Genomic DNA, 13,103 nt, shown 5'->3' with positions numbered 1-13,103 from the left:
GTCACTCACGCCCCGTAGCGTATCGAACATCCTGTCCCATGAGGCGTTGCAGACGCAACGCCGATTGGGCTGAAGTGGCGTGATCTGTCTCATGGCTTGAGCTGCCGCTTCCTGGAGCAACAGCTCAACTCCCCGCTCACCAGCACGGGGCCGCTCGGCTTGTCGGGAACTACGTGACATCCAGTAGACGGGAGATGCCTGATATGGCTGGGACTGCGCATCACAGCCCTGTCCCGTGGGGCAAGTGAGTTCCCCTCCAGTCCCGTGGGAGGTGGTAGGGATCAGAGTGGATCGACTCTGCCGATATCGCCGCGGAGCTGGCCTGGACTAGTCGGGTGGTCCTGATGTGGTCAGGTGGACGGGTTGGAGTACACACCCAGGTCGTAGGGCTCGGACGCGTTGTTGCCGATGGTGTGCTGAAGCCCAGGTAGCGGGCGTCTGGGTTGGCGTGGCGGGCTATGCCCTCTGAGGGGTTCTGCCCGGGACAACGAGATCGTGGCCATACACCGGGAACACCCCGGCTCGTGGAACGGTGCCACTCTCACGTGGCCGATCAGCTTCACCAGCGCAGGTCAGGAAGACCGGACCTCAGCTCAGTAAGTGCGCCAACTAGCCGCACTATCCCCCCTCCGCAAAGTGCGAAGCCGATGAGCAAGCTGAGCGGAAGCCTCGGCGTCCCCGCGGTCGGCGCGACGGATGAACGAGCCCAAGGTGTGGAGATCCCGGAGCGCTATGAGCGTGGCGGCGCCCGGCCACTGGGTGAGGTCGTAGCCATATTCCTCAGAGAACGCCTGGAGTTGGGCCGGAGTACGGCCGAAGCGCACTCCCTGGAGGGTGTTCGCGAGGTCGAGTTCGCGAGGCCCGTATGCCGCCTCGTCCCAGTCGCCGAGGCGCACCAGCGAGCCCTTCTCGTCCCACAGGGTGTTGCCGGGGTAGGCGTCTCCGTGGATGAGGCCGTGGCCCAGGGGAAAGTCCAGTTCGGCGTACGTCGCCAGCAGGGCTTCGGCGCGGTGGATCAGCCAGGCGCGGTCGTCGGGCGGGAGCGCGGTGCTGGCGTTGACCGTCGCTCGCAGGGAGGAGAGGGGCTCGTACGTCGGCAGTGTGCAGGGCGGTGGCGGCAGGGCGTGGATTCGGCGGAGGATCCGTGCGAGGTGTTCGGGGTGAGGTGGGGCTGCTTCGTCCGGCTGCGGGTAGTGGTGCCAGAAGCTGACCGTGTAGCCGTGTGCGGGCACGGGCTGGGGGACGTCGAGGGGCTGTGTGACCGGGATGTCGTGGTCGTCCAGCCAGCGGGTGAGGGTGACGGCGCGGGTTATGTGTTCGTGCTGGTCCGCGCGGCTGACCCGGACGATCGCGTTCGCGGCGGGCAGGAGGTAGACGGACGTGGCGTGGGCCCGTACGGCGGTGAGGCCTCGCGTGGGCAGGTTCAGCGTGTTGCAGGCCTGCCGGGCGGCATCTTCGGTGGCGAGAGATGTCGTGGTCATCGCCCCGACGGTAGCGCGGTTCCGCCGTCGATGACCTGGTAGCCGCGGATCAGGTCGGCGAGTTCGCCTGCCGCTCGGCTGCCCTTCAGCTCGGGGCGGCGTACGAGGGCGCCGAGCCGTTCCATGGCGTTGCCGAGTTGGCGAATACGCATCTCGGGCGGCAGGCTCAGGATGTGGTGAAGGGCGGCGACGGCCTCGTCCAGGTTGCCTCGGTGGATGCCCACTGTGATCAAGTCCAGTTGGGCCAGAGCCTCGTCGCCGTATGAACGTTCCTCCTGCGGCCCCTCCCGATAGGCCTCTATCGCCGTCGTGGCGTGATGCTGGGCCTGTTGGTGCTGGCCGAGGAGTGTGTACGTGCCGCCGAGGTAGTAGTCCTGCTTGGCACTGGGGAAAGTCAGCAGGCCGCCGAACTGCCCGAGGTCGTCGTCGCGCGGCGGATCGTCCATGGCACGCCGCATGCGGTCGAGGGCGGTACGGGCGCGCTCGTGGTCTCCGATGCGTGCCGCCGTGCGGGCCTCGATGGCGGCCACGCGGATCCGTGACTCTCCCGGTGGGGCGAGCGCCGCGGCCTGCTCCGCGAGTCTGAGCGACATGCGGCCCTGCGGGGACCATTCCGTGATCAGAGCGGCGGTGCCCAGGGTCCAGGCGAGCAGGCCCGTGTGGTCGGCCTGTTCCGCGCAGGTCCGCGCGGTGCGGATCTGGGTCATTGCCGACGCCTGGTCTCCGAGGTTCTGGGACGCGTGGGCGAGCAGCAGGCAAGTTGTGCCAGCGAGCATGAACAACTCACGGCTCTGTTGCGGGCGTTGTCGCCCTTGGAGCTTCGAGAAGAGCTCGTCCCGCACGGAGATCAGCTCGGTGAAGAGCGGGAAGAGCGGCGCGTGAACGTAGTCGGTCGCTATCCGGGCCAGCGTAAATCTGAATTCTTCCAGGGCGTTCGTGTCGATGTTGGTGGGTGCGATCAGGTCGGCGAAGGCGCTGGAGGTCGCTGCGGCGTCTGCTGCCAGGGCGTTCAGGTCGGGGCCGGGATCGGAGGTGGCGGGGCTGTGCTCTGTGGATGCGGACGGGGCCGTTATGCCGTCGGTGGTATCTGGTGCGGCAATGGGGAGGAGTGCAGCTGGGACATCCAAGGCCGCCAGGAATGCCTGTGACTTGTCGAGGTGTGTCAGCCGTCGAGCGCCGGATTCGAGTTGGGAGAGGTAGCCCTGGCTCAGGCCAGTGATGCGGGCGAGGTCGTCCTGGCGTAATCCGGAGCGCTGTCGTACGAGGCGACTGAGCTGCCCGAAGTCCAGTGCCCGTAGCGCTTCTTGGACGTCGGGCTCCGACCAGACGTGCGCCGGCACAGTGCGGGCGTCTTCGACCTCGGCGGGCGGGTTCTCGCGGGCGCAGGGGCCACAGAGGTCAACTGGACCGGTGTTGTACCGGCTGAGGCGGCAGTCGCAGGTGCGGCACCGGCGGTCGCTCACCACGTTGCAGCCCCCTTCGGCCCCGTTGACGAAAGCGTTGATCTCCGCACTCATGCTGGCATTGCAGCCGCCATATTGCAGCGCAACTCCCTTTATTCGCACGGAGATGTGCGTGAGCTGCAGCGAATCGTCACTCTGTCGTGCACCCCACCAAGCACGACCTGAACGCCGGTCATCCCGGAGGTGGCAGTGCGGTTCGGAGAGGAGCACGACGATGAAGTCCGAGTCCCCGATGCGAGGTTCAGTCGTCCCCTCCGACCCGAACGGTGCGGAGGGCGGGGATCTCGGCTGCCGCCGCATTGATGCGGAATGCCAAGGGCGTGAGTGGGAGCTCCCGGCGCAGCTCGAATCCTGTGGAGCTGCTCGGCGCTTGGCGAACAACGCCCTGGAGGAATGGCACATCCCGGCTCCGGACGTGGTGTCCGTGCTCGCGGAGCTCGTCGGCAACGCACTGGTCCATGCAAGCGGGCCGATCCGCGTGGGCCTCTACCGCGAACGGGCGAGCGTTCGGGTGGAGGTGCGCGACCAGGGCGGCGGCATGCCACGCATGTGTGATCCCGCAGAGGAAGGCGTGACGGGACGCGGACTGCGGATTGTCAGGGCGCTGTCCACGGATTGGGGCGTGGTGCTCACCGACGGCTCGGCCAAAACCGTTTGGGCGGAAGTCCTGGACGAGCCGAACGACTCCTCGGCGATCCGCGACGCCAGCGGGCCGGGCTCCCCGGCCGATCCCATGCGTCGGTTCCGCCCGGAACGAAGTGCGAAACCAGTGACCCGTCATGCAGAGGAGAACCACATGCAGCAAGACCAGACCGCCAGGTCCCCCGAGCCCGAGCTTGGGGCCGGATGGTCCCAGCAGCAGATCGCGTACTACAGGGCGCGCGCCGGCGAGTACGACGACGCGTACGCCGACCGCATGCGCCTGCCTCAACTCGCCTGTTCTCTTGACCAGTTGCCCATCCACGGCGACGTACTGGAACTGGCTTGCGGTACGGGCCAGTGGACCAAGCTGCTCGCTGACCGGGCGCGCACGGTCACCGCCGTGGACGCGGCGCCGGAGATGATCGCCATCGCCCGGTCCCGAGTGTCGGACGGCGCTGCGCGCTTCATCACGGCGGACCTCTTCGACTGGGAGCCGGAGGACCAGTACGACACGGTGTTCTTCGCCTTCTGGCTCAGCCACGTGCCGCCGTCACGCTTCTCAGCGTTCTGGGACATGGTGCGATCCGCGCTGAAACCGGGGGGCCGCGCTGTCTTCCTTGACGACTCCCTCGCCAAGGCCGAGATAGAGGAACGGGTGTTGCCGCAGCCCGAGGTGCCGTCCGTACGCCGACGTCTGGCCGACGGGACTGAGTACACGGCGGTCAAGGTGTTCTACGAGGCTTCCGACCTGGTCGGCCAGCTGGTCGCTCTCGGCTGGGAGGCCGTGGTCCGCGATCTCGACTCGTACCACCTCTGCGGTGTTGCTCATCCCGTGGCCGTGGGGCCGTCATGACCTGCCTTCTTGGTTACCCGGGGCGCGCCAGTGTCCGGGCAGGAGAAGTGATCCGACTTCATATCGCCTCGTCGGCCCGGTGCGTGTACGTCGACTTCTATCGCTGGGGCGGCGCCGTCCAGCACGTCGGCAGCACCGTATGGTCCGGCACCGAGGCCCTGCCCGGTTCGCACGATACGGATTGGGGGTGGCCGGCGTACGACTTCCTGATTCCGCCGGACTGGCAATCCGGTGTGTACGTGGCCGTGCTGCGGGCTCAACCAGGCCATGGTGCTCCGGTCTTGGACGCACGCGAGGCCAGGCTGCTGTTCGTGGTCACTCCGGCGGACCCGACGGGCCGCACCATCCTGTACAAGATCCCCACCTTCACCTACCAGGCGTACAACACGGCAGGGGGCGGCAGCCTCTACAGCTCCGGTCAGGTGTCGCTGCGGCGCCCAGGCGGGGGAGTGGGCGGCCCGGTCAAGGGGCTGTCCGATCCCTACGACCTCGCCTCTCCCCGACAGACCTTCGCCCACTGGGATGCGCGCTTCATCGCGTGGATGGAGGGGAACGGCTTCGAGGCGGACTTCTGCACAGATCTGGACCTGCACGAAGGCCGCCACCTCGGCGACGGCTACCAGCTCCTGCTGTCTGCGGGACACGACGAGTACTGGACCGCGCAGGCCCGTCGTCACGTAACCGACTTCCGCGACGCCGGCGGCAACATCGCCAACTTCGGTGCGAACACCTGCTGGTGGCGGGTGCGGGTTGCCGGCGATGGCGCAGCTCTCGCCTGCGACAAGTTCCCGCCGGGAGATCGACAGGGCGTCGACCCTGATACCTCGTACGGGTGCCCGGACCACTGGTGGGAGACGGACCCGGAGAACGCACTTCTCGGCGTGAGCTACCGAGGCGGGGGTGGCCACTGGGATGGTCCTCGCAAGCCACTCGGATTTACCGTCACCGACCCCGGCCACTGGATCTTTGACGGGACAGGGCTCAAGGCTGGCGACGTGTTCGGCCACGACGACGCGCTCGTCGGCTACGAATGCGACGGAGCGGCGTACTCGACCGACGCTCAGGGCCGACCTCAGCCGACAGGAGAGGACGGCACCCCGCGGAACTTCAGGATCCTCGGGATCGCCCGGATCCCGGACACCTGGAATGTCGCCGCCCGTGAACCGGCCGGCAGCCCACGTGCGGCCACGCTCGGCCTCTACCGCAGCGGCGGCACGGTGTTCACCGCGGCCACGACGGACTGGGCACGCGCCCTCGCCACGAACCCCACCGTCGCGACGATCACCCGCAACGTCCTCCACCGCCTCTCCTGAGCGCAGAAGAACTCCTGAATGCAGAAAGGATCGGCATGTCCACTTCTCGCCGCCCACTCCGTGTACTCATCGGCGTCAACGGCATCGGCATGGGCCACTCCGTCAGACAGAGCGTCATAGCCCAGTACTTACGCGACCGCGGACACGAGATACGGATCGTCACGAACGGCCCCGAACGGGTCTCGTACTTCCGCGACCTGGGGCTTCGCGCCGCAGACGCCTGGATGCCCGCACTGCTGGCCCGCGGCGACCGCGTCCATGCCATCGACGCGCTGCGAGCCAACCTGTCGCGCCTGCCCGCCGGCCTGATCCAGCACCTGCGCCTTCGTCGATCCATCGAGGCCGAGGGCGTCCCGGACGTCTTCGTCACCGACTACGAGCCCAACGTCCCCCGCCTCGCGTACCACTTCGGAAAACCGCTGGTCGTCATCGACCAGCAGAGCAAGTACCGCCATCTCGACCTGCCGCGCCTGGGCCACTTCGCCCGCACGGCCGACGCACAGCGCCTGCGCTACTTCACGCCGCGCGCTGACCGCTCCTTCATCTGCTCCTTCACGCCGCTGCACGCCGAAGACCCGGCGCTGGAGTTCATCGCCCCTGTGGTGCCAGACGCTGTGCGAAAGGCCCGGGTCCGCACCGAACCGCTGGCCACGGCGTACTTCTCACGCTACTTCGGGCACGGTCCGGAGGACTCCGTTCGCGTGCTCGCGCAGACCTTCCGCCAGCATGTCCCCGACCGAACGCTTCGTGTCTACGCGCAACCCTCCGAGATCAGCAGCCTGCGCTCCTTCACCGACGACAACATTGAGATCCGTGCCTTCAACCGGGAGGCGTTCCTCGCCGACCTGGCACGTTCCGAAGCTGTCTTCTCCAACGCCGGGTTCAACCTCATCAGTGAGGCATTCGCTCTGGGGAAGCCCGTGCACTTGGTGCCTCTGCCGACATACGACCAGCACTGGTGCGCCACCGCTGTCGAGCAGGCGGAACTCGGCACCGCCGCGCCCCGCATCGAGCCCGGCCGTGTCCTGGACTTTCTCAGCCGCACCGGTGAACTACGGTCCAACGTCGAACGCCACCGCGACGCTCACCTCCTGATCGACCCACGCGAGTCCATCGCCACATATCTCGAATCACACGCGTCGAACGAGAGCCCCACTCGCCTCGCGGCTGTGCGGTAGCCCGTCGTGGACATATCGCAGCTCACTGACTTCGCGCACCTCACTGCAGCCGTGGCCACCACTCTGCTGTGCTATCGCTACATGGTCTCGCCCGCCGTCCGGAGCCTGTCAGCCCGGCCCGCGAGATGGAGATACGCAGCTGCCGTCGGGCTCATATCGGCACCTGCGGTACTGGAGCATGAAGTAGCAGGGCCCGGCCCGCTCGGCTGGGTCGTGGCGACGCCCGTCGCGCTCCTCACGTGGCAGGGTGCCAGCAGCGACTACGACGTTACGCAGGCCATCCCGCCGCAGCGTCGCAACAAGCTGCTTCTGTTCGCGATGGCGCTCCTGTCCGTGGTGTGGCCCCCGCTGTTGCTGCTCTGGATCGCTCTTTACTGCGGGCGCCTGCGCGGCTGGAAGCACCACGCGATGATGCCGCTGAGACTGATCAAGGCATACGTAGCGTGGCTGCCGACGGCCGTGGCCTTTCCTCCGGAGGCGAGCCGTAACTCCTTGCTTCTCGTACTCGGATGCGTCTCCCTCTCGCACTACGTGAAGCCGGCCTGGAGCAAGTACCGGCTCGGCCCACGGCCTTGGTCCTGGGCGTGGGAGAACCGCACCCACTACCTCATGGCCTCCGCGTACTGCTGGGGTTGGGCCCGATTCCTCCGAGCCGAAACAGTGGCGCGCCTGCTCGGCCGGATTTCCAGAGTGAACCGTCCGCTCAACCTCCTCACCCTCGCGGTAGAGACAGCAGGACTGTTCGCCTTCCTCGACCAGCGACTGCTCGCCGCTGTCCTGGTAGCCACCGTGCTGTTCAACCTCGCTGTCGCCGTGGGCAGCGGGATCCTCTTCTGGGAGAACATCGCCAGCAACACGGTCCTCGCACTCGTCGTCGCGGCATTGCCCAGTACATACAGCCAGGCCTTCGGATGGCCGGCCGTCGGTCTCGCAGCGGTCGTGATCGTTCTGAGCGTGGCTGACCTGTTGTGGAAGCCCTGGCATCTGGCCTGGTGGGACGCACCGTTCACCGCCCGAGTGCACTGGGAGGTCGAGACGGTCTCGGGTGCACGACGAGGCCTCTACAACAACTTTATGTGTCCCTACGAACGCGAATTCGGCCGAGTGGAGGGCTACGTCCTCACCGACGAGCCCGTGCTCCACGGCCACCTGGGCATCGTGTGGGACGAGACCTTGAGGGAGCGCCTCGCGAACGCCGAAGGTGACTCGCAGGAACTGCTCGCCCTCAAGCAGAAGTACGGCGCAGTGCACAGGGACGATCACCTGACGCGCAAGCACACCGCCTTCCTCACGGCCATGTTCACCGGCCTCAACTCAGGTGCGCCCAAAGGCCCGTTGCCGCGCCGACTGCGCTTCCTCAAGGCCCCAGGAGGCCAGCTCTACTACTGGGGTGACCTCCCGGCGTACCGCGCAGGAGAAACGATCCGCCGCATCAGGATCCGCTACCAAGAGCGCTGCTACCGCCCCACAGCAGGCGACTTCGCCTTGCTCACCGACCGCGTCCTGCAGGAGATCGACCTACTTCCCGCGCCACCGACCTCAACCCAAGGAACGCCACCATGCGGAACATCTTCATCGACTGCGGAGCCAACCTCGGCATCGTCCTCAGCCGCTTCATACAAGACCTGCCGGACTACACCTTCTATGCCCTCGAACCCAACGCAGAATTGATCCCGTTCATCCACGACCAGGTAGCGCGCGCCCAGAGCAAGGCCCCCGTCGAGATCCTGAACTCGGCGGTCTGGACGCACGACGGAACGATCGACCTCTATCTCGGGCACCACGAGAGCTCCACCGTGATGCCTGGCAAGGTCGTGCCTCCCGTCTACGACCAGCAGATCGATTACGACATGCCGGTGGCGGTGCCCGCCCTCCACTTCAGCGCCTGGTTGCGCCGCACCGCGACGCCGGACGATCACGTCGTCGTGAAGATGGACATCGAGGGCGCCGAGTACCCCGTGCTCGCCAAGATGCTTGCCGACGGCACGATCGGGCTGATCTCGACCTTGTACATCGAGTGGCATTACGACCGTTTCCCCGCGATGCGGCAGGCCGATCACGACAGTCTCCTTGCCGCGGTGTCTGCACACACCGACGTCCGCGAGTGGGACTGATGAAACGGGGAGGGGCGATCGTCATGCGAGTCCAGTACATCTTCTTGATCAAGCACGGGGAAACCGAGGAGAACTGCCTCGGAATTCACCAAGGGCAGGCTGTCGGCGGCACGTTGAGCGACAGAGGCGCCGACGACATTCGCCAAGTCGGTATGGCCTTCACCGAATCCTGCATCGTGGCGGACCAGATGCTTGTCAGCCCCATGTCGCGATGCCGAGCATCCGCCGACATCCTGTCTCAAACAGTCGCGCCACTTGCCACTCGCGTCGACCTGCGACTCGCCGCCAAGAACAGCGGTCACCTGGGCGGACAGCGGCGCGAGGCAGCGACGGCGGAGGCGAGGCGCACCGGGGTACCCATCCACCAACTCCGCACGCCGAACGGCGAATCCTCGGAGGACGTGCAGGCCCGCTACATAGACCTGTGGAGGGAGATCACGTCGGCTCCTGCCCAGACCACTGTCCTTGTCGGGCACGGCGGCGGCATTGCTTGCCTGCTACTGCACCTCACCGGCCGGAGCTTCGATCACTACCTCGACTTCGTACCGGGCTCGGCCGGCACGACATGGGTCGAAATAGTCGACGACGTCCCGCGTATCCGGTGCATGAACGCCACCCCCGGCGAGTTCCGCGGGCAGCTCGCGTCCCGTGCCGCCCGATGAGCGCGCGGGCGGCACGGACACAGAGATGCACGTCAGACAGATTCCTCGCCGCCGAAGCGCTCGCGGTAGGTCTCCAGGTCTTCCTCGCTGATCTTCGCGAAGAGGACCGGAGGAACGGTGAACGCGGTACCGGCCGGCACCGTGTCCAGGCTTTTGGCCTGCTCTGCGGTCACCCAGGTCGCGGTGTCGCTGTCGAGGGCGAAGGCATGGCGCATGGCCTTGGCGGACGCGGGGATGAAGGGTTCGGAGATGACCGAGTACAGGTGGATGAGGTTCATCGCCGTACGCAGGGTCAGTGCGGCGCCGTCCGGGTCGGTCTTGATCTCCAACCAGGGAGCCTTCTCCTCCAGGTAGGAGTTGCCCGCCGACCACAGGGCGCGCAACGCGGCTGCGGCCTTGCGGAATTGGAGGGCCTCCATCTGGGCTTCGTACTCGGCGAGCAGGCGCGCGATCTCCTCGCCCAGTTTCACCTCGGCCTCACCGGCAGCGTGTCCGGCCGGGACGTCGTCGCCGAAGCGCTTCCGGGAGAAGGACAGGACTCGGTTGACGAAGTTGCCGAGGGTGTCGGCCAGGTCCTTGTTGACCGTGGCGGCGAAGTGCTCCCAGGTGAACGAGGTGTCGTCCGATTCGGGGGCGTTCGCCATCATGAAGTAGCGCCAGTAGTCGGCCGGGAGGATCTCAAGGGCGTCGTGCGTGAAGACGCCGCGGCGCTGCGAGGTGGAGAACTTGCCGCCGTAGTAGTTCAGCCAGTTGAAGGCCTTGACGTAGTCGACCTTCTTCCACGGCTCGCGCACACCCAGCTCGGTGGCCGGGAACATCACGGTGTGGAAGGGGACGTTGTCCTTGCCCATGAACTCCGTGTACCGGACGTCATCGGCTTCGTACCACCACGACTTCCAGTCGCGGCTCGACGGGTCGAGGTCCGACCACTCCTTCGTTGCACCGATGTATTCGATCGGGGCATCGAACCAGACGTAGAAGACCTTGCCCTCGGCCGCGAGCTCCGGCCAGGTGTCGGCCGGAACCGGTACACCCCAGTCCAGGTCACGGGTGATCGCGCGGTCGTGCAGGCCTTCCGTCAGCCACTTGCGGGCGATGGACGAGGAGAGCTGCGGCCACTCGTCGCCGACCTCGTCGATCCATGCCTCGACCTCGCCCTGCAGCTTCGACTGAAGCAGGAAGAGGTGCTTGGTTTCGCGGACCTCCAGCTCCGTGGAGCCGCTGATCGCCGAGCGGGGGTTGATCAGGTCGGTCGGGTCGAGGACCCGGGTGCAGTTCTCGCACTGGTCGCCGCGCGCCTTGTCGTAGCCGCAGTGCGGGCACGTGCCCTCGACGTAGCGGTCGGGGAGGAAACGGCCGTCGGCGGGGGAGTAGACCTGCCGGATGGCCCGCTCCTCGATGAAGCCGTTCTCGTTCAGCTTCCGCGCGAAGTGCTGCGTGATCTCCACGTTCTGCTGGCTGGAGCTGCGCCCGAAGTAGTCGAAGGCCAGCTCGAAGCCGTCGTAGACGGCCTTCTGCGCGTCATGTGCCTGAGCGCAGAACTCGGCGACCGGCAGTCCGCGCTCCTTGGCGGCCAGCTCGGCGGGCGTGCCGTGCTCGTCGGTGGCGCAGATGTAGAGGACATCGTGGCCGCGCTGGCGGAGGTACCGGGAGTACACATCCGCCGGAAGCATCGACCCGACCATGTTGCCCAGGTGCTTGATCCCGTTGATGTAGGGAAGCGCGCTGGTGATCAGGTGTCGAGCCATCCTGGGATGCTCCATTTCGTACGTACGGCGCCGATGGCGCTGCCACGGCGGGCCCAAGTCGGGAGGCCGCAGCCGGCGCGGCCGCTGAGGACGCACCGAGTGTCACGCGACGTGGCGTAACGGTCTGCGGGCCGTCGCCATCGTATCGAACCGCCGAAACGCCTCCGCCATTCGTTTTCTCGCACCGCAGAAGCCGAGAAAAGAGCGCTTGGCCGCACGGGACAGGCGGCCAAGCGAGTCCCATACGGCCAAGCGGAGCCCATTCTACGGCCTTGGCGTGGCCGCCCTCCCTCACGCTTCGTACCTGAGTCATGACAGGAAGTTGATCATCATGCAGGAAATCGAAAATGCAATTGCCGATGTGCGACCACGGCGAGTAGTCGTCGTCGGCCAGGGATACGTCGGCCTCCCTCTCGCCGTCCGCGCCGCCGAGGCGGGACACCGTGTCGTCGGCTACGACGTCGACGCAGACCGCATCAAGCGCCTCATGATTGGTGAGTCGTACGTCGAGGACATCTCCGACAGTAGACTCCAGCCACTCCTGGCCTCGGGCGCTTACCGCCCAAGTGCTGACACATCGGACTGCGCCGACTTCGATGTGGCCGTCATTTCCGTCCCCACTCCCTTACGCGACGGGATACCGGATCTGACTCACGTCGAGGACGCGGCCCGCTTGCTGGGGCGCCATCTAAGCCGGGGCGCGACGGTCGTCCTGGAATCCACCACGTATCCCGGCACGACGGAAGAACTCGTTGCGCCGCTCCTGGAACGGGCCTCCGGTCTGACGGCGGGAGCCGACTTCCGTCTCGGCTACAGCCCTGAGCGGATCGATCCGGGGAACGACACCTGGACTTTGGAGAACACTCCCAAGGTCGTCTCAGGCGTGGACGCCGCGTCGCGAGCAGCAGTGCACCACTTCTATGCCTCCTTCGTGGAGACCGTGGTGCCTGTCGCCGATTGTCGAGTGGCCGAGCTGACGAAGCTGCTGGAGAACACCTTCCGCCACGTGAACATCGCGCTGGTCAACGAGCTCGCTGTGTTCGCACACGACTTGGGTGTGGACATCTGGGCGGCCATCGACGCCGCAGCGACGAAGCCGTTCGGATACATGCCGTTCACCCCGGGCCCCGGTGTCGGTGGTCACTGCCTGCCCATCGACCCGTCGTATCTCTCGTGGCGAGTACGGCGAACACTGGGCCACACCATCCGGTTCGTCGAGCTCGCAAACGACGTCAACAACCGCATGCCGGACCACGTGGTTCAACGCGTGACCGCGGGACTCAATGAGCGCAAGACACCGGTCAACGGTGCCCGCATCCTGCTCCTTGGCCTTGCGTACAAGGCCAATACGGGTGACATCCGCGAATCCCCGGCGCGACGGATCACGGAACTGCTCACGGCCTTGGGCGCGGATGTTCAGGCGGCGGACCCCCACATCCCCGATGACCCGAGCCCGTTCGGGATCGCCGCCAGCCAGCGCATCGAGGTCACCCCCGAACACCTGAAGGCATCCGACGCGGTGATCCTGCTGGCCGACCACGACGCCTTCGACTACTCCGCGATCGCCGCCCACGCCCCATACGTCCTCGACTGCCGCCGTCGGCTCACCGGCGCTCAGATCGAAGCCCTCTGATCTCCCGACCCTCTCC

Annotated in this window: 10 protein-coding genes; 7 read left to right on the top strand and 3 right to left on the bottom strand. The window is 66.5% G+C overall.

The features are described from left to right. Nucleotides 1-593: 593 nt before the first annotated feature. Nucleotides 594-1,481, bottom strand: coding sequence for an aminoglycoside phosphotransferase family protein (locus AB0O76_RS02815; RefSeq protein WP_365484559.1), 888 nt, complete (start codon nucleotides 1,479-1,481; stop codon nucleotides 594-596). Then, nucleotides 1,478-2,998 carry a helix-turn-helix transcriptional regulator gene (locus AB0O76_RS02810; protein WP_365484556.1) on the bottom strand — a complete coding sequence of 507 codons (1,521 nt, stop codon included), beginning with the start codon at nucleotides 2,996-2,998 and terminating at the stop codon, nucleotides 1,478-1,480. Before AB0O76_RS02810 ends, AB0O76_RS02815 begins: the two co-directional genes overlap by 4 nt. Here AB0O76_RS02810 and AB0O76_RS02805 point away from each other — a divergent pair. The 6 genes from AB0O76_RS02805 to AB0O76_RS02780 are packed head-to-tail and all read left to right on the top strand — an operon-like array spanning nucleotide 2,997 to nucleotide 9,706. Next, nucleotides 2,997-4,439 carry a methyltransferase domain-containing protein gene (locus AB0O76_RS02805; protein ID WP_365485507.1) on the top strand — a complete coding sequence of 481 codons (1,443 nt, stop codon included), beginning with the start codon at nucleotides 2,997-2,999 and terminating at the stop codon, nucleotides 4,437-4,439. The genes AB0O76_RS02810 and AB0O76_RS02805 overlap by 2 nt on opposite strands. Nucleotides 4,440-4,486: 47 nt before the next feature. Then, nucleotides 4,487-5,752 (top strand): N,N-dimethylformamidase beta subunit family domain-containing protein, encoded by a 1,266-nt coding sequence (locus AB0O76_RS02800; protein ID WP_365484553.1) that lies wholly within the window; start codon nucleotides 4,487-4,489, stop codon nucleotides 5,750-5,752. Between the two features lie 35 nt (nucleotides 5,753-5,787). Beyond that, the gene (locus AB0O76_RS02795) at nucleotides 5,788-6,930 is read left to right on the top strand and encodes a glycosyltransferase family protein (RefSeq protein WP_365484550.1); all 1,143 of its coding nucleotides are present in this window, start codon (nucleotides 5,788-5,790) and stop codon (nucleotides 6,928-6,930) included. 51 nt (nucleotides 6,931-6,981) lie between these two features. Continuing rightward, nucleotides 6,982-8,601, top strand: coding sequence for a hypothetical protein (locus AB0O76_RS02790; RefSeq protein ID WP_365484547.1), 1,620 nt, complete (start codon nucleotides 6,982-6,984; stop codon nucleotides 8,599-8,601). Then, nucleotides 8,490-9,044: an FkbM family methyltransferase gene (locus AB0O76_RS02785; RefSeq protein ID WP_365484544.1), complete on the top strand. Its 555-nt coding sequence runs from the start codon at nucleotides 8,490-8,492 to the stop codon at nucleotides 9,042-9,044. Before AB0O76_RS02790 ends, AB0O76_RS02785 begins: the two co-directional genes overlap by 112 nt. Before the next feature lie 44 nt (nucleotides 9,045-9,088). Beyond that, nucleotides 9,089-9,706: a histidine phosphatase family protein gene (locus AB0O76_RS02780; RefSeq protein ID WP_365484541.1), complete on the top strand. Its 618-nt coding sequence runs from the start codon at nucleotides 9,089-9,091 to the stop codon at nucleotides 9,704-9,706. A 32-nt stretch (nucleotides 9,707-9,738) separates the two neighbouring features. Here the strand turns inward: AB0O76_RS02780 and metG are convergent, their stop codons facing one another. Further along, a complete protein-coding gene (gene metG / locus AB0O76_RS02775; RefSeq protein ID WP_365484539.1) occupies nucleotides 9,739-11,454 on the bottom strand; it encodes a methionine--tRNA ligase in 1,716 nt (571 codons plus the stop codon). A 331-nt stretch (nucleotides 11,455-11,785) separates the two neighbouring features. Between metG and AB0O76_RS02770 the strand changes: the two genes are divergently transcribed. Next, nucleotides 11,786-13,087, top strand: coding sequence for a nucleotide sugar dehydrogenase (locus AB0O76_RS02770; RefSeq protein ID WP_365485505.1), 1,302 nt, complete (start codon nucleotides 11,786-11,788; stop codon nucleotides 13,085-13,087). Nucleotides 13,088-13,103 lie beyond the last annotated feature (16 nt).

Source organism: Streptomyces sp. NPDC086554 (assembly GCF_040686095.1).
Taxonomy (GTDB): Bacteria; Actinomycetota; Actinomycetes; order Streptomycetales; family Streptomycetaceae; genus Streptomyces.
The sequence above is the reverse complement of the archived record's forward strand: the minus strand, read 5'-3'. Positions and strand labels throughout refer to the sequence as shown.